Origin of the sequence: Salibaculum sp. (assembly GCF_035270045.1) — a bacterium.
GTDB lineage: Bacteria > Pseudomonadota > Alphaproteobacteria > Rhodobacterales > Rhodobacteraceae > Salibaculum.
This window is the reverse complement of record NZ_DATFIP010000058.1, coordinates 1-16,043: the sequence shown is the minus strand read 5'-3', so window position 1 is coordinate 16,043 and position 16,043 is coordinate 1. Positions and strand designations below refer to the sequence as shown.

The following is a 16,043-nucleotide window of genomic DNA, read 5'->3' as shown; positions in this document are numbered from 1 at the left end:
TCGAGGTTCCAGTTGCGCCCGGTGAAGTCAAGCCGTTGTCACGCGCGCGTGCGGCGTCTAGAAGCATGGCATGATGCAGGATCTCCCCTCACCCGATCGCCCGCTGAGGATCGGCACACGCGGCTCGCCGCTGGCGCTGGCCCAGGCCCATGAAACCCGCGCCCGCCTTGCGGCGGCCTTCGACCTGCCAGAGGCGGCCTTCGAGGTGGTGGTCATAAAGACCACCGGCGATAACCGCTCTATGATCGATGCGGACAAACCGCTCAAGGAAATCGGCGGCAAGGGCCTTTTCACCAAGGAAATCGAGGAGTCGATGCTGTCGGGCGGGATCGACATCGCCGTGCATTCCATGAAGGACATGCCGGTGGAACAGCCAGAAGGGTTGGTGCTGGATTGCCACCTGCCGCGCGAGGACGTGCGTGATGCCTTCGTCTCGCTCGATCATGGCGCGCTGGGCGACCTGCCCGAGGGCACTGTGGTGGGCACCTCGAGCCTGCGGCGCCAGGCGCAGTTGCGCGCGCGGCGTCCAGACCTGCGGGTGGTGGAGTTTCGCGGCAACGTGCAGACCCGACTGAGAAAGCTGGAGGACGGCGTGGCCGCGGCCACCTTTCTGGCCATGGCGGGGCTGCGGCGGCTGGGCCGCGCCGAGGTCGCCCGCGCGGCCATCTCGCCCGAGGATATGCTGCCGGCGGTGGCGCAGGGTGCCATAGGGATCGAACGGCGCGCCGATGACGACCGGGTGGCCGGGATGCTGTCGGCAGTCCATGACACGGACACCGGCGCCCGGCTGGCCTGTGAACGGGCCTTCCTGGCCGCGCTGGACGGGTCTTGCGAGACGCCGATCGGCGGGCTGGCCGAATTCGTGCCCGAGGGTCTGCGCCTGCGCGGCGAGATCCTGCGCCCGGACGGGTCCGAGGTGCATTCAGGCGAGCTTTCCGGGCCCGTCGCGGACGGCCCGGCCATGGGGGCGGCGCTTGCGCGCGAGCTGCTGGGCCGTGCTACACCGGGGTTCTTTGCCGCCGTAACCGGCGGCTAGCGATCCGCGCCGGTCTCGACGGACAGGGTTGCCGGGGCTAGGCTCGCCCGGACACGGCGCCGAGGACCCCCGGGGATGCGCACGAGGACACAATGCAGGACCGGACCGCCCGGCCCATCGCCCCAGTTGCGGATGCTGGTGCTGATCGGCGTGGCCTTGGTTGTGGGGTGTGCGGCCTCGCTGGCCGCCATCGCGCTGGTCGATCTTGTCGCGCTGCTCAACGATCTGCTGCTGGTCGCGCCCAAGACGCGGGTGCAATGGGAAAGCCTGCCTCTGCTGGTGGCATCAGCGACACTTCTGGTGCCGACCTTGGGCGGCTTTCTGGTGGGGCTGGCCCATCGCTATCTTTCGCCTGCAGGTCACCCGCTGGGGCCACCCGCCGTGATCCGGGCAGTGCAGTTCCATCGCACCCTGCCGGATCTGCGAAGCGGGCTGGTCTCGACCGCGACGGCGGCGCTGTCGCTTGGGGCGGGGGCCTCCGTCGGACAATACGGGCCCATGGTCTACCTTGGTGCGCTGTTCGGCGGCGCGGTCCACAGGCTGCGGCTGGGGATTCCCGGCCTTGCCAGCATCGCGGTCAGCTGCGGCGTGGCCGCGGCAATCTCGACCGCCTTCAACGCGCCCGTTGCGGGAGTGCTGTTCGCGCACGAGGTCGTGCTGCGCCATTATGCGACCCGGGCCTTCGCGCCTGTCACCGTGGCCTCCGTCACCGGATACGTGATCGCCAATGTCGTCTTCGAGCGCCCGGCCCTGTTCCGCATCGACTTTCCCGGTGTCGCGCACGGATATGAATTCGCGCTGGTGGCCGTGCTGGGCGTCCTCGTGGCCGGGGCGGCGGTTGGGTTCATGCGGCTGCTGCTGGCGCTGGGACCCTGGCTGGGCCGACTGATTGCGGCTCCCGCCCTGCGCCCGGCCCTGGCCGGACTGGCGGTGGGGCTGACGGCGCTGGCCCTTCCGGACGTGCTTGGCATCGGCACCTCGACCCTGCGCTTTGCCACGATCGACGGGGCCTTTGGACTGGGTGAACTGGTCGTGCTGATCGGCGCCAAGATCGGCCTGACCGCGCTTTGTATCGGGGCGGGGTTTTCCGGCGGGGCCTTCAGCCCCTCGTTGCTGATCGGCAGTCTGGTGGGCGTGCTGTTCTGGACGCTGCTGTCGGGCGCACTGGGAGTGCCAAGCTCTGGCGCGGCGATCTATGCCATCGCGGGGATGATGGGCTTTGCCAGCGCGGTGATCGGTGCACCGCTGACCTGCATCCTGATCGTCTTCGAGCTGACGCGGAACTACGATGTGACCATCGCCGCCATGGTCGCTGTGGTGTTCTCCAATCTGGTCTCGCACCGGGTGTTCGGCCGGTCGCTTTTCGACGAGCAACTGGCCCGGGATGGCATTGATTTCTCGCAGGGACGGGACCATCCGCACATGGCCGCGCTGCGCATAGTCGACCACCTGACCCCCGACGCGGTGACCGCCCGCGCAGGGGAACCGCCCGGGGATGTCGACTGGCGCCTTGCCGCCAAGGGCTGGCGCGAGGCCTTCGTCCTGAACGGGGATGACCGTTTGCTGGGCATCTACACCCCGGGCCGCGCGGCCGGGGAAGCGACGATGGCCGACCTGGCGCAACCGGCCGGCCTGGTCTTCGAGGACAGCACCGACCTGGCCGAGGCCATGACCCGCCTGCGTGGCTTCGTCGGTGACGCGGTGCCTGTTGTGTCGGACGACGGCACCTATCTCGGCGCCGTGTCCGAGGCCGATATCGTGGCCGCCTGGCTGGATGAATCCGCGCGCCTGAGGGAGGAGGAAAATGCGTCTGTCTGAGCTTGCCGTTGGGATGATCCTCTGGGCTGTGCCGCTGGCCGCGCAGGACCTGACTGTCGTGTCATGGGGGGGCGCCTACGAGGCCGCGCAGCGCCGGGCGGTTATCGCCCCCTTTGCCGAGGAAACGGGCCGATCGGTCACCGTCGCGCGCTACGACGGCACCTGGTCGGCGCTGGCCGCGCGCGGCGCGACCGAGGGCTGGGATGTCATCGACATGCTGGCCGACCAGGCGCGGGTGGCCTGCGACAAGGGCCTGTTGCTGGCGCTGCGTCCGCGCGAGATGTTCAGCCGCGCCGCCCTTTCCGATTTCACGCCCCGGCGACCCGACCGTTGCGCCGTGCCGCAGAACGCCTATGCCCGGGTCATGGCCTACGACGACCGGGCTTTTCCCGGTATAAAGCCCACTGGAATCGAGGATTTCTTCGACACCGAGCGGTTCCCCGGGCCGCGCGCACTGCAACGCGGCCCCGACGGGATCCTGGAGTGGGCGCTGCTGGCCGAGGGGGTGCCACCCGAACAGGTCTACGGACTGTTGAGCACTGATAGAGGCCTGCGGCTGGCCTTTCGGCGACTCGAGACGATCCGCGACGACATTCTTTGGTGGTCGGATCCTTCCGAGCCGGCGCAGATGCTGGCGGAGGGGCGCGCCGTCATGGCCGCGGGGTTCAATGGCCGCTTCGTCGACGTGGCGCAGTCCGGGATGCCGCTGGACATTGTCTGGGATGGGCGCATCATCGGCATCGAGGTCTGGGCCATCGCCGCCAGCACCGACACGCCCGATGCCGCCCGCGCCTTTGTCGCCCATGCCGCGCGTCCCGAGGCCATGGCCCGGCTGGCCGAGCGCATCCCCTACGGCCCCACGCGGGTATCGGCCTTCGAGCGGATCGGGCTGCACCCGGAAACCGGCGTGCCCATGCGCGCCCATCTGCCCAATGCGCCACAGCACGGCGGGCGGGTGCTGGTCCGTGACGATGCCTGGTATGCGAACACCGAGGCGCTGCGCGACCGTCGCTTTCGCGCCTGGCTGGCGCGGGGCGACTAGCCCCGGCGCCCCGAGCGGATGTCACCCGTTGTCAGAACCGGCGCCGCGTCGATGTCCTGGGCGTCGAGCATGTCGGCCACCCGTTCCAGTGACGAGACGAGTTGAGCCTGTTCCCAGCCTTGTAGTTGTTTGAAGGCCGCGACATAGCGCTGCTGCAGCGCGTCGGGCGCATCGTCCAGCCGTTCGCGGCCCAGGTCGGTGGCCACGATATTGGTCTGGCGGCGGTCTTGTTCCGAGGGAACCCGGCTCACCAGCCCGCGCGCCACCAGCTTGTCCACCAAGGCCGTGACCGTGGCCTGGCTGACGCCCATCTGGCGCGCCAGAAGCTTGGGCGTGGCGCTCTCGCGCTCGGCCACGATCTGAAGGACCCGCAGTTGAGCGGGGCTGAGTCCCACCGCGTGGGCGAGGTCACGCGCATACCACTCGGTGGCCCGCAGGATTCGGCGCAGGGCGATCAGGCTTTCGTCGGTCCGGTCTGGGAAGGCTGTTGACATGTTGCAAGTATGGCACGCGGTGGCCGGTGCTTCAATTGCCTAAGGAATTTTGCAAAATATTCGCAAATCGAAGCATCCCCCTTTCTGTTAAGGGCAAATACTGAACGACAATGGTCTTTGAAACCGTGCTATTTGCGCGCCGGACGCACCTGGTGTCCTTCGAAGGTTGAATTACCTCGCGGGATATACTAATTAGCTTTCCGAACAATCAGAGAGGTCACCTCCCATGCCCAAGGACACAGTGCAAGACACCGTCAAACCGCGAACGCCCGCGCCCCGTCTGCGCAAGCCGGAGACAACGGACGGGGCCGCCATCTGGGAGTTGATAAAGGCATGCAAGCCGCTCGACGAGAACTCGATGTACTGCAACCTCGTGCAGGCCGACCATTTCCGCGACACCTGCGTGGTGGCGGAACTTGATGGCGATATCGTCGGTTGGATTTCTGGCCACATGGTTCCCGAAAAGGACGAACTTTTCGTCTGGCAAGTCGCGGTCAGCGACAAGGCGCGGGGGCTGGGCCTCGGTCGCAAGATGCTGACTCACCTGATCGAGCGCGAGAACTGCGCCGACGCCACCCACCTCAAGACCACGATCACCAAGGACAACGAAGCCTCTTGGGGGCTGTTCCGCAGCTTCGCCCGCCATATCGGCGGCGACCTGTCGGACGAGCCTCACTTCGTCAAGGAGGTGCATTTCGAGGGCCGCCACGACACCGAGCACATGGTGACGATCGAGCTGCCCGCCCCGGTGCCGCTGCGCCGCGCGGCCTGAACCCGCGCGCCCGGCTCCTCATACACGATCTTCCTGAAAGGACACATCATGGCCAAGGACATGGCAAAGACCGATTCGATCTATGAACGCCGCGAAAGCGAGGCCCGTTCCTACTGTCGCGGGATGCCCGCCGTCTTCACGAAGGCGCAGGGGTCGACCATGACGGACGAGACCGGCAAAACCTACATCGACTTTCTCGCCGGCTGTTCGTCGCTGAACTACGGGCACAACGACCCGGACATGAAAGCGGCGCTCATCGAGCACATCGAGAACGACGGGATCGCCCACGGGCTGGACCTGCACACTGATGCCAAGGGCGATTTCCTGCACGCGCTGGAAAGCCGCATCCTGGCGCCGCGCGACATGGACCATCGCGTCATGTTCACCGGCCCGACCGGGGCCAACGCCGTCGAGGCCGCGATGAAGATCGCGCGCAAGTCCACCGGCCGCACCAACGTGATCGCCTTCACCAACGGTTTTCACGGTGTGACGATGGGCGCGCTGGCTGCGACCGGGAATGGCTATCACCGCGGTGGTGCGGGCATGGACACCTCGGGTGTTACGCGCCTGCCGTTCGACGATTTCGCCGACGGGGTGGATTCCGTCGCGCTGCTCGACAAGATGCTGTCTGACGGCTCGGGCGGGATCGACGCACCCGCTGCGATCATGCTGGAGACCGTTCAGGGCGAGGGCGGCCTGAACGCCGCATCCCCGGAATTCGTGCGCGGCGTCGCAGAGGTGGCCAAGAAGCACGGGGCGCTGCTGATCATCGACGACATCCAGGCTGGCTGCGGCCGGACGGGCACATTCTTCTCGTTCGAGGAGATGGGCGTTATGCCCGACATCGTGACCATGGCGAAGTCGATCTCGGGCTTTGGCCTGCCCCTGGCACTGGTGCTGGTGCGCCCGGAACACGACGTGTTCGGCCCGGCCGAGCACAACGGCACGTTTCGCGGCAATACCCATGCCTTCGTGACGGCAAGGACCGCCATCTACAAGTTCTGGTCCGATGACAAGTTCCAACAGGAGCTGGCACACAAGACCGTCATGATCACCACGGCCCTGAACGAAATCGCCGAGCTGATCCCGGGGGCCTACCTCAAGGGGCGCGGCCTGATGCAGGGCGTCGACGTGGGCAGTGGCGAACTCGCCGAGCAGATCTGCGCGCGTGCCTATGAAAAGGGCCTCGTGGTCGAGACCTCGGGCAGCGATGACGAGGTCGTCAAGATCCTTGCCCCGCTGACCACCTCGATGGAGACCTTCCGCAAGGGGTTCAACATCCTTCTGGACGCGACCCGCGACACCCTCGCCAGAACCAAGATCGCAGCGGAGTAAGCCCCATGATTGTGCGCGATTTTCACGACATCACCGCCAACCAGCCCGACCGCGTCGTTTCGGATGCGCAGTGGTCGTCGGTCCGGATGCTCCTGGCCGATGACAACATGGGTTTCTCGTTTCATATCACCTTCCTCGAGGCGGGGTCAGACCACACGTTCCACTACAAGAACCATTTCGAGAGCGTCTACTGCATGCAGGGCACCGGCGAGATCACCGACCTGGCCACCGGAACGACATACCCGATCCGGCCGGGCGTGATGTATGCGCTCGACCAGCACGACAAGCACCGGCTTGTCGCCCACGAGGAACTGGTCATGGCCTGCTGCTTCAACCCGCCGGTGACGGGCACCGAGGTGCACCGCGAGGATGGCTCCTACGCGGCACCCGACGACAGCTGACGCAAAAGGACAAGGAGGCCAAGCATGGCCCATACCGTGGAAAAAATCGGCGGGACCTCGATGTCCCGCGTGAACGAGTTGCGTGATACGCTTTTCATCGGGGACCTCAGCGAAGAGGCGCTTTACGGACGCGTCTTCGTCGTTTCGGCCTTCGCTGGCATCACCAACCTTCTGCTGGAACACAAGAAGACGGGCGAGCAGGGCGTCTATGCCCAGTTCGCGCAGTCTGACACCGGCCATGGCTGGCATGACGGCCTGACCCGTGTCGCCGACGCCATGATCGCGGCGCACAAGTCGATTCTGGACAACCCCGCCGACATCGACCAGGCCGACGATTTCGTGCGCGACCGGATTGATGGGGCGCGCAACTGCCTGATCGATCTGCAGCGCCTGTGTTCCTATGGTCACTTCCGCCTGTCCGAGCACATGCTGCAAATCCGCGAGTTGTTGTCAGGGCTGGGCGAATCCCATTCGGCCTTTGTCACTACGCTCATGCTGCAACGTGCGGGTGTGAATGCGCGCTGCGTCGACCTGTCCGGCTGGCGCGACGAAGGCGATGTGACGCTGGACGAACGTATCACCGCTGCCATGGCAGGGGTGGACCCGGACACCGAAATGCCGATCGTCACCGGTTACGCCCAGTGCGCCGAGGGGCTGATGCGGGAATTCGACCGGGGGTATTCGGAGGTGACATTTTCGCGGCTGGCCGGCCTGACCGGCGCGCGCGAGGCGATAATCCACAAGGAATTCCATCTGTCCTCTTGCGACCCAAAGCTGGTGGGCGAGGGCGCCGTGCGCAAGCTGGGCCGGACCAATTACGACGTGGCTGACCAGCTGTCGAACATGGGCATGGAGGCGATCCACCCCAAGGCGGCCAAGGTACTGCGCCAAGCCGAGATCCCCTTGCGTGTGACGAACGCCTTCGAACCAGGCGATCCCGGCACGCTGATCGACGACCAGCCGGCCGACACTGCGGCGGTCGAGATCGTCACCGGCCTTGATATCGTCACGCTGGAGGTCTTCGAACAGGACATGGTGGGTGTGAAGGGTTACGATGCGACGATCCTTGACGTCCTGCGCCGTCACGACGTGCGCATCGTGTCCAAAGTGTCGAATGCCAATACGATCACGCATTACCTGGACACATCGCTCAAGACCATGCGGCGGGTGGAAAAGGATATCGCTGCGGCCTATCCCAGCGCCGAGATCACGACACGCACCGTTTCGGTCGTTTCTGCCATCGGGCGCGACCTGCGCGGTCTGTCGGTTCTGACGCGGGGCCTTCAGGCCATAGCGGAGGCGGGGCACGAGGCCATCGGTGCCACGCAGGGCCCGCGTAACGTGGATGTTCAGTACATCGTTGACCGGGATAGCCGCGACGCCGTCATCAAGGCGTTGCATGGCGCGTTGATCGAGGGCGCGCAGGCGCCCCTGGTCAAGGCCGCCTGAACAGGCCCCCCGGCCACCCGGAGCAAGACACGTCAGGCCCGTCATGCGAAAGCATGGCGGGCCTTGCCTGTTACAAAACCGTCACTTGCACGGATCGATATTTCGAATATTCATGAAATATGGAAATGGAAAGTCCCGCCCGCCTCGCGACCCTTGGCCACCCCCAGCGGCTTGCCATCTACAGGCTGCTCATGCGACGCTATCCCGACCGTGTCCCGGCGCAGGAAATCGCGCAGGCCATCGAGGCCCAGCCCAGTACGACCTCGGCCTATCTGTCCGCCTTGTCCCGGGCCGGACTGATCAGCCAGCAGCGCGACGGCACCTCGCTGCGCTACACGGTCGAGATGGAGGTGGCGCAGCGCCTCTTCGACGATCTCTTTCTGGATTGTTGCCGCGGCCGGGTCGATCTTTGCCTGACCGGCCAACAGCGCAGGCCGGCCATGTCCCCGGAGACCGACCGGAAATACAGGGTACTCTTCCTTTGCACCGGCAATTCCGCCCGCTCGATCTTTGCCGAATCCATCCTGCGGCATACGGCGGGCGACCGGTTCGAGGCCTGGTCGGCCGGGACCACGCCGAACTCTGAACTCAACCCTTTCGCGGTCGAGGTGCTGGACCAGAAGGGTCATGACACGAATGTTCTGCGCGCCAAGCACATGAGCGAATTCCAGGCCGGGGACGCGCCGGGGTTCGACTTCGTTTTCACGGTCTGCAACCAGGCCGCGAACGAGGACTGCCCCGCTTGGGACGGCCAGCCTGTCAGTGCCCATTGGGGGCTGCCCGATCCGGTCAAGGTCGAGGGCACGGACGCCGAAAAGAGCCTTGCCTTCCAGAATACCTACGGCGCGCTCCAACGCCGCATCGCGGCCTTCACCGCGCTGCCAATTCGAGAACTGGGCCGTATGTCCCTGCAACAGGCCGTTGATGACATCGGCCAAACGAAAGACGACACATGACTGTTTACGCGCTCAACGGCCTTGGCCGGATCGGCAAGCTGGCCCTGAAACCGCTGCTGGACCGGGGGATGGATATCGCCTGGATCAACGACGCGGTTGGCGGCCCCGAGATGCACGCCCACCTGCTGGAATTCGACACGGTGCACGGGCACTGGGATGCAGAATTCTGCCACGATGCCGACAGCGTGACCATAAATGGCACCAAGCTGCCTTTCATCGGCACGCAAGACCTGTCCGATTTGCCATTGGAGGGCGTCGACGTGGTTATCGACTGCACCGGCGTCTTCAAGACCGAGGCCGCGCTGACCCCTTATTTCGACGCGGGCGTGCAGAAAGTCGTGGTCTCGGCCCCGGTCAAGGACGGGCCGACGGCGAATATCGTGATGGGTGTCAACGACGCCGGCTATGACCCCGCGCGACACCGGATTGTCACGGCGGCCTCCTGCACCACCAATTGCCTCGCGCCGGTGGTCAAGGTCATTCACGAGGGACTGGGCATCAAGCACGGTTCCATGACCACGATTCACGATGTGACCAACACGCAAACCATCGTGGACCGCCCCGCCAAGGACCTGCGCCGCGCGCGCTCGGCGCTCAATTCGCTGATCCCCACGACCACGGGCAGCGCCACGGCGATCACGCTGATCTATCCGGACCTGAATGGCCGGCTGAACGGCCATGCCGTGCGGGTGCCGCTGCTCAATGCCTCACTGACCGATTGCGTCTTCGAGGTTGAGCGGGAAACCACCGCCGAAGAGGTCAACGCCATGTTCAAGACCGCCGCCGAAGGCGAGTTGAACGGCATTCTCGGTTATGAAACCCGCCCGCTGGTTTCGACCGACTACACCAACGACACGCGGTCCAGCATCGTCGATGCGCCCTCGACCATGGTCGTGAACGGCACACAGGTGAAGGTCTATGCCTGGTATGACAACGAGATGGGCTATGCCCACCGGCTGGTGGACGTGGCGCGGGTGGTGGGGACATCGCTTTGACGGAGGCTACCGAGCGGCCCGAGGGGCTGAGCGCCTATATCGCCGTCACGGCGGCATACTGGGCCTTCATGCTGACCGACGGCGCCCTGCGGATGCTGGTGCTGCTACACTTTCACACGCTCGGCTTCTCGCCGGTGCAGCTGGCCTATCTCTTCGTTCTTTATGAAGTCGCGGGGATGGTCACGAACCTCTGCGCGGGGTGGATCGCGGCGCGCTTCGGGCTGACCAGCACGCTTTATGCCGGGCTGGGGCTGCAGGTGGTCGCCCTTGTTGCCTTGGCCCAGCTCGACCCCGGCTGGGCCGTGGGCCTGTCAGTGGCCTATGTCATGCTGGTGCAGGGGGCATCGGGCGTGGCCAAGGACCTGGCCAAGATGTCGTCGAAATCTGCTGTGAAGCTGCTGGCGCCGACCGCGCAGGGCGGGCTGTTCCGTTGGGTCGCCGTGCTGACCGGGTCGAAGAACGCGGTCAAGGGGCTGGGCTTCCTGCTCGGCGCCGCGCTGCTGAGCCTTGTCGGGTTCACGCGCGCGGTATGGGGCATGGCCGCCGTTCTGGCCTTGATCCTGCTGGCGGTGGCACTGTTCATGCCGGCTGGACTGCCCTCCGGACGCAAGGGTGCGAAGTTCGCCGAGGTCTTTTCCAAGTCCGCTGACGTGAATTGGCTGTCGGTCGCGCGCGTGTTCCTGTTCGGCGCGCGCGATGTCTGGTTCGTGGTGGGCCTGCCGGTCTATTTCTACGCGGTCCTGTCGGATGGCAGCGAAGCAGGCAACCGTGCGGCCTTTTTCATGATAGGGACATTCATGGCGGTCTGGGTCATCCTATATGGTGCGGTCCAGGCCATTGCCCCGCGGCTCCTGGGGGCTGCGAAGCGCCCCGAGGCCGAGCTTGTGGGTGCTGCACGCGGCTGGGCCCTTGCATTGCTGGTGGTGCCCGTTGGGCTGACCGTGGCCTCGCTGGCCTCCGATCAGCCGCAGACGTGGCTGACGGTAACCTTGATCGGGGGCCTGCTGGTCTTTGGTGCGCTTTTCGCGATCAATTCCTCGCTACATTCCTACTTGGTCCTTGCCTTCACAAGGGCCGAGCGCGTGACCATGGACGTGGGCTTCTACTACATGGCCAATGCGGGCGGCCGGCTTCTTGGCACGGTTCTGTCCGGGTTGACCTACCAGTTTGGAGGGCTGCCCCTGATGCTGGGAACGGCCTCGGTGATGGTGGCGCTGAGTGCGGCTGCATCTGGGCGGTTGCGCGGCGGCTGAGGGCCGTTTGTCTTTTCGTGCTGCGTGCCCTACCACGCCGCATAGGCATACAGGCGCGGCACAGGCGCCGATGGGAGGGAGACAGATGAAATTCCTGCGTTACGGAGATCTGGGCGCCGAGAAACCCGGCCTGCTGGACAAAGAGGGCCGGGTGCGCGGCCTCAGCGGTGTCGTGGCGGATTTCGCCGGGCCGACGGTCTCGACCGAGGCCCTGGCCGAACTGGCGGCGATCGATCCCGCCGACCTGCCCTTGGTGGACGACCCGGGCCGCATCGGGGCCTGCCTGGCCCATGTGCCGAACTTCTTCTGCATCGGGCTGAACTACGCCAAGCACGCCGCCGAGGCCGGCCAGGACACCCCGGCCGAGCCGATCCTGTTTTCCAAGGCCGTCTCGGCCCTGTCAGGACCGGATGACCGGGTGACGATCCCGAAGGGCAGTCAGAAGACCGACTGGGAGGTCGAGCTGGGCGTGGTGATCGGGCACGAGGCTTACCGTGTGACCGCGGACGCGGCGCTGGCGCATGTCTCGGGCTATTGCGTGATCAACGACATTTCGGAACGCAGCTACCAGCTGGACCGCGGCGGACAGTGGATCAAGGGCAAGTCGGCGCCCGGGTTCGGCCCCGTCGGCCCCTGGCTGGTCACGGCGGACGAGGTCCCAGACCCCCAGGCGCTGGGGCTGAGCCTGACGCTGAACGGCGAGGTCATGCAGGATTCGACAACGGCCGACATGATCTTCCCGGTTGCCGAGATCGTCAGCCACCTGAGCGAATTCATGGTGCTGCAGCCGGGCGACATTATCGCCACCGGCACCCCCTCGGGCGTGGGCATGGGGCGGCGTCCCCAGCGGTTCCTGCGACCCGGCGATGTCATGGAACTGACGGTCGAGGGGCTTGGGACCCAGCGCCAGGAGGTAGTTTAGGGCGCCGCCGAGGCGGTATCGCGATAGTCGATCGGACCAAGGATGCGACAATCGCAATCCGACACCCCGTGGTACGCCCTTACCGCGTGAGCGCCTTGGCAAACTCGTGATAAGAGGCCTTGGGCGTCCGTTTCATGGTCTGGTAGTCAACGTGCACCATGCCGAACCGCTTTTCATAGCCGAAGGCCCATTCGTAATTGTCCAGCAACGACCAGTAGAAGAAGCCCTTCACGTTGGTTCCTTGCGTCATGGCGTTTTGCGTGGCGCCGACATGGTCCGATATGAAGCGGATGCGGGCGGGGTCGTGGACCGCGCCGTCGATCACCTGGTCATCCCAGGCCATGCCGTTTTCGGTCACATAGACTGGCAGATCGCCCAGGTAGTCGCGTGACAGAAGGGTCAGCCTGTCCTCCAGCCCCTGTGGAAAAATCTCCCAGCCCATCTGGGTCTTGGGCAGGGGGCCGGGCACCGGTTCCATGGAGGGCCAGGCCATGTCGGGAGCGGCCCGCATCAGCCCGCGCGTGTAATAGTTCACACCCAGCCAGTCGATTGGCTGCGAGATTGCCGCCATGTCGTCCTGCCAGCCCGCGGGCAGGTGGGGTTCAAGCCCTTCCAGCGCCTCCTCGGGGTAGCTGCCGCGGGTGACCCCCTCAAGGAACCAGCGGTTCATGATCGCGTCCTGGCGGGCCGCGGCGGCGGCGTGTTCGGGGCCGTCCTCGGCCGGGGCGTCGGCCTCGAAGTTCAGCACGATGCCGCAGTTTTCCCGCCCCTCGGCGCGCAGCACTTCCATGGCCGCGCCATGCGCCTTGAGGACGTGGTGCATGGCCCGTGCAGTGGCGCGGATATCGCGCAGGCCGGGCGCATGATGGCCCAGGAAATGCGACAGGTAGGCCACGCACCAGGGTTCGTTGATCGTGGCGGTGGCGTGGACACGGTCGCCGATCTTGCGCGTGATGACCTGCGTGAATTCGGCAAACCACTTGTGCACGTCGGGATTGGTCCAACCGCCCAGGTCGGCCAGTGCCGAGGGCATTTCCCAGTGATAGATCGTGTGAAACGGCTTCAGGCCCCGTTCCAGCATACCGTCCACCAGCCGGTCGTAGAAATCCAGCGCTTCGACGTTCACCGGCCCGCGCCCCTCGGGCAGGACCCGCGCCCAGGAAGTCGAGAAACGATAGGCGTCCATTCCGGCCGCGCGCAGCAGGTCGAGGTCGGCCTTCCAGTGCAGATAGTGGTCGCAGGCGCGGCTGCCGTCTTCGGCCCCGATGACGTTGCCGGGAACCCGCGCGTAGCTGTCCCAGTGGCAGGATCCGGCGCCGCCATGGGCCGATCCCTCGATCTGGTAGGCCGCGGTCGCGGCGCCGAACAGGAAGTCCTCGGGGAAGTCGGAGCGTTTGAAATCCATCAGTGTCCTCACTGTTTCGGAGCCGGACCGGTCGAGCGGCCGACGGTCAGTTCCGCTTCCAGCAGGACCTGCCGGGGCGGGGCATCGGGCGTGTCGATCCTGTCGATCAGCATTTGCGCCACTTGTCGACCCGCCTCGCGCACAGAGGATCGGGTCGAGGTGAACAGCGGCACATCGGCCCCGCTGGTGAAATAGGACAGGGCGTCGTCGTGGGTGACGACCGAGACATCCTGTCCCATGCGCAGGCCACGATCCTCGAGCGCGCGGCGCACGCCCATGGCGCTGATCATCGAGGAGACCACAAAGGCGGTCGGCGGCATCGGCCGGTCCAGCAGCGCCAGCGCGCTGCCGTGTCCCATGGCCTCGGTCATCTCGCCGCTGACCTCCAGTCCCGGGTCGGGGTTGAGGCCGCGCGCTGTCAGCGCCGCCTCGAAGCCCGCGCGGCGGCGGGCGGCGAAATCCATTGTTTCCAGCCCGTTGAGCAGTGCGATGCGGCGATGCCCGAGGTCGAGCAGGAAGTCGGTGGCGCGCTGGAAGGCGCGGCGGTTGTTCACGTCCAGCCAGGAATAGTCCTGGGCCAGCCCCGAGGCGCGCCCGTGCACCACGAAGGGCAGGCCCAGCTCCTGCAGCATCGGAATGCGTGAATCCTCCATGCGCGGGCCGTGCACGATGACACCATCGACCACGCCGCGCCGCTTGAGCGAGCGATAGGCGTCATCGGCGCGGTCGTCCTCGACAACCGAGATCAGCATCTCGTAGCCGTGGCTGGAATAGGTCTCGCCCGCGCCGGCGATGAAATCGCCGAAGATCGGGTTCACCATTTCATGTTTCGTCGACAAGGGTATGACGTGGCCGATGGCCTGGGATCGCCCGGTTGCCAGCCCCTGGGCGCGGGCGTTGGGTGAATAGTCATAGCGGCTGGCCGCGTCCAGAACACGCCGCCGGGTCTCCTCCTTGACCTCGGGATAGCCGTTGAGCGCCCGGCTCACCGTGGTCGGCGAGAGGTTCAGCTTGGCGGAGAGTTCCTTGAGGTTCATGGGCGGATTATTGAAAACGCTTTGGGAAACGGGCTGGCGTGCATCCTTTCTTGTCCCGCGCCAAAAATCAATGAGAATCCGTATAGATAGGATGCAATTGCAGAAATCTGTATGCTGCAGGTGCAGCGTTGACAGGGTGGCGGGATTGCTTCAAGGCTGTGGATACTCAAAGCGCTTTGGGCCGAGTCGCAGGACCGGTCTCGCGCTTGTTCAAGACTGCAGTCACGCGCGGTTTCCGCGCAATTGGGAGGATACTCATGAAAAAGACCCTGCTCACCGGTGCAGCCGCCGTCGCCCTGACCGCCGGAATGGCGTCGGCCCAGGACCTGACCGTTTTCGGTCCGTGGTTGGGGCCGGACCAGGCAAACGTCGAGGCCGTTCTGGATGCATTCGCGGAACAGTCGGGCTACGATGTCAGCTACGTCGGCTCGGACAGCTTCGAACAGCAGATCATGGTCGATGCGGAGGCGGGCTCGGCCCCGAACGTTGCCGTGTTCCCGCAGCCCGGCCTTGCGTCCGACATGGCGTCCAGCGGCTTCCTGGCCCCGCTTGAGGACGGCACCGCCGACTGGATTCGCGAGAACTACGCCGCCGGCCAATCCTGGGTCGACCTGGCGACCTTCGCCAACGAGAACGGCGAGGAAAACCTCTACGGCATGTTCTACAAGGTCGATGTGAAATCGCTGGTCTGGTACGTGCCCGAGAACTTCGAGGACGCGGGCTACGAGATCCCCGAGACCATGGAAGAGCTCAAGGCGCTGACCGACCAGATGGTTGCCGACGGCGAAACGCCCTGGTGCATCGGCCTGGGGTCCGGCGGCGCCACCGGCTGGCCGGCCACCGACTGGGTCGAGGACATCATGCTGCGCACCCAGCCGCTGGAGGTGTACGACCAGTGGGTCGCAAACGAGATCCCCTTCGACGACGAGCGCGTCGTGAACGCGATCGAGACCTTTGGGTCTTTCGCGCGGAACGAAGACTATACCGGCATGACACCGTCCGAAGTCGTGCAGACCGACTTCCGGGATTCGCCCGACGGCGTGTTCTCGGTGCCGCCGACCTGCCTGATGCACCGCCAGGCGTCGTTCATTCCGACCTTCTTCCCGGAAGACGCGGATTTCGACTTCT

Annotated in this window: 15 protein-coding genes; 12 read left to right on the top strand and 3 right to left on the bottom strand. The window is 65.5% G+C overall.

Going from position 1 to position 16,043, the window contains the following annotated elements:
* Positions 1 to 70 precede the first annotated feature (70 nt).
* From hemC to VJ897_RS09905, 3 genes are all read left to right on the top strand, one after another.
* A complete protein-coding gene (gene hemC, locus VJ897_RS09915; RefSeq protein WP_324055450.1) occupies positions 71 to 1,036 on the top strand; it encodes a hydroxymethylbilane synthase in 966 nt (321 codons plus the stop codon).
* 132 nt (positions 1,037 to 1,168) lie between these two features.
* Entirely contained in the window at positions 1,169 to 2,854 is a 1,686-nt protein-coding gene (locus tag VJ897_RS09910) for a chloride channel protein (RefSeq protein WP_324055449.1), read from the top strand.
* Positions 2,841 to 3,896: an extracellular solute-binding protein gene (locus VJ897_RS09905; protein WP_324055448.1), complete on the top strand. Its 1,056-nt coding sequence runs from the start codon at positions 2,841 to 2,843 to the stop codon at positions 3,894 to 3,896. The genes VJ897_RS09910 and VJ897_RS09905 overlap by 14 nt, the downstream gene beginning before the upstream one ends.
* Here VJ897_RS09905 and VJ897_RS09900 read toward each other — a convergent pair.
* Positions 3,893 to 4,390, bottom strand: coding sequence for a MarR family winged helix-turn-helix transcriptional regulator (locus tag VJ897_RS09900; protein WP_324055447.1), 498 nt, complete (start codon positions 4,388 to 4,390; stop codon positions 3,893 to 3,895). The two genes, VJ897_RS09905 and VJ897_RS09900, sit on opposite strands and share 4 nt — an antisense overlap.
* A gap of 226 nt (positions 4,391 to 4,616) precedes the next feature.
* Between VJ897_RS09900 and ectA the strand changes: the two genes are divergently transcribed.
* The 8 genes from ectA to VJ897_RS09860 all read left to right on the top strand — a co-directional run bounded on the left by ectA (position 4,617) and on the right by VJ897_RS09860 (position 12,473).
* Positions 4,617 to 5,162, top strand: coding sequence for a diaminobutyrate acetyltransferase (ectA, locus tag VJ897_RS09895; protein WP_324055446.1), 546 nt, complete (start codon positions 4,617 to 4,619; stop codon positions 5,160 to 5,162).
* Positions 5,163 to 5,210: 48 nt separating this feature from the next.
* On the top strand, positions 5,211 to 6,497 hold the full coding sequence (ectB, locus tag VJ897_RS09890) for a diaminobutyrate--2-oxoglutarate transaminase (RefSeq protein WP_324055445.1): 1,287 nt from the start codon (positions 5,211 to 5,213) through the stop codon (positions 6,495 to 6,497).
* Positions 6,498 to 6,502: 5 nt separating this feature from the next.
* Positions 6,503 to 6,898 (top strand): ectoine synthase, encoded by a 396-nt coding sequence (locus tag VJ897_RS09885; RefSeq protein ID WP_324055444.1) that lies wholly within the window; start codon positions 6,503 to 6,505, stop codon positions 6,896 to 6,898.
* A gap of 24 nt (positions 6,899 to 6,922) precedes the next feature.
* Positions 6,923 to 8,347, top strand: coding sequence for an aspartate kinase (locus VJ897_RS09880; RefSeq protein WP_324055443.1), 1,425 nt, complete (start codon positions 6,923 to 6,925; stop codon positions 8,345 to 8,347).
* 119 nt (positions 8,348 to 8,466) lie between these two features.
* Positions 8,467 to 9,303, top strand: coding sequence for an arsenate reductase/protein-tyrosine-phosphatase family protein (locus VJ897_RS09875; RefSeq protein ID WP_324055442.1), 837 nt, complete (start codon positions 8,467 to 8,469; stop codon positions 9,301 to 9,303).
* On the top strand, positions 9,300 to 10,298 hold the full coding sequence (locus VJ897_RS09870; protein WP_324055441.1) for an ArsJ-associated glyceraldehyde-3-phosphate dehydrogenase: 999 nt from the start codon (positions 9,300 to 9,302) through the stop codon (positions 10,296 to 10,298). Before VJ897_RS09875 ends, VJ897_RS09870 begins: the two co-directional genes overlap by 4 nt.
* A complete protein-coding gene (arsJ, locus tag VJ897_RS09865; RefSeq protein ID WP_324055440.1) occupies positions 10,295 to 11,551 on the top strand; it encodes an organoarsenical effux MFS transporter ArsJ in 1,257 nt (418 codons plus the stop codon). Before VJ897_RS09870 ends, arsJ begins: the two co-directional genes overlap by 4 nt.
* Before the next feature lie 85 nt (positions 11,552 to 11,636).
* Positions 11,637 to 12,473 (top strand): fumarylacetoacetate hydrolase family protein, encoded by an 837-nt coding sequence (locus VJ897_RS09860; RefSeq protein WP_324055439.1) that lies wholly within the window; start codon positions 11,637 to 11,639, stop codon positions 12,471 to 12,473.
* A gap of 79 nt (positions 12,474 to 12,552) precedes the next feature.
* Here VJ897_RS09860 and VJ897_RS09855 read toward each other — a convergent pair whose 3' ends face one another.
* Both VJ897_RS09855 and VJ897_RS09850 read right to left on the bottom strand, forming a co-directional pair.
* Positions 12,553 to 13,878 (bottom strand): GH1 family beta-glucosidase, encoded by a 1,326-nt coding sequence (locus VJ897_RS09855; RefSeq protein ID WP_324055438.1) that lies wholly within the window; start codon positions 13,876 to 13,878, stop codon positions 12,553 to 12,555.
* Positions 13,879 to 13,886: 8 nt separating this feature from the next.
* Complete coding sequence (locus VJ897_RS09850) at positions 13,887 to 14,915, bottom strand: LacI family DNA-binding transcriptional regulator (protein ID WP_324055437.1); 1,029 nt, start codon at positions 14,913 to 14,915, stop codon at positions 13,887 to 13,889.
* Between the two features lie 257 nt (positions 14,916 to 15,172).
* On the opposite strand from VJ897_RS09850, the gene VJ897_RS09845 reads away from it, so the two are divergent.
* The coding region (locus VJ897_RS09845; protein ID WP_324055436.1) for an ABC transporter substrate-binding protein at positions 15,173 to 16,043 on the top strand (871 nt) is incomplete at its 3' end.

Bases quoted from the DNA above. Each gene is read 5' to 3' on its own strand.
- hemC (WP_324055450.1), top strand. From the start codon at position 71: ATGATGCAGGATCTCCCCTCACCCGATCGCCCGCTGAGGATCGGCACA.
- VJ897_RS09910 (WP_324055449.1), top strand. From the start codon at position 1,169: ATGCTGGTGCTGATCGGCGTGGCCTTGGTTGTGGGGTGTGCGGCCTCG.
- VJ897_RS09905 (WP_324055448.1), top strand. From the start codon at position 2,841: ATGCGTCTGTCTGAGCTTGCCGTTGGGATGATCCTCTGGGCTGTGCCG.
- VJ897_RS09900 (WP_324055447.1), bottom strand. From the start codon at position 4,390: ATGTCAACAGCCTTCCCAGACCGGACCGACGAAAGCCTGATCGCCCTG.
- ectA (WP_324055446.1), top strand. From the start codon at position 4,617: ATGCCCAAGGACACAGTGCAAGACACCGTCAAACCGCGAACGCCCGCG.
- ectB (WP_324055445.1), top strand. From the start codon at position 5,211: ATGGCCAAGGACATGGCAAAGACCGATTCGATCTATGAACGCCGCGAA.
- VJ897_RS09885 (WP_324055444.1), top strand. From the start codon at position 6,503: ATGATTGTGCGCGATTTTCACGACATCACCGCCAACCAGCCCGACCGC.
- VJ897_RS09880 (WP_324055443.1), top strand. From the start codon at position 6,923: ATGGCCCATACCGTGGAAAAAATCGGCGGGACCTCGATGTCCCGCGTG.
- VJ897_RS09875 (WP_324055442.1), top strand. From the start codon at position 8,467: ATGGAAATGGAAAGTCCCGCCCGCCTCGCGACCCTTGGCCACCCCCAG.
- VJ897_RS09870 (WP_324055441.1), top strand. From the start codon at position 9,300: ATGACTGTTTACGCGCTCAACGGCCTTGGCCGGATCGGCAAGCTGGCC.
- VJ897_RS09860 (WP_324055439.1), top strand. From the start codon at position 11,637: ATGAAATTCCTGCGTTACGGAGATCTGGGCGCCGAGAAACCCGGCCTG.
- VJ897_RS09855 (WP_324055438.1), bottom strand. From the start codon at position 13,878: ATGGATTTCAAACGCTCCGACTTCCCCGAGGACTTCCTGTTCGGCGCC.
- VJ897_RS09850 (WP_324055437.1), bottom strand. From the start codon at position 14,915: ATGAACCTCAAGGAACTCTCCGCCAAGCTGAACCTCTCGCCGACCACG.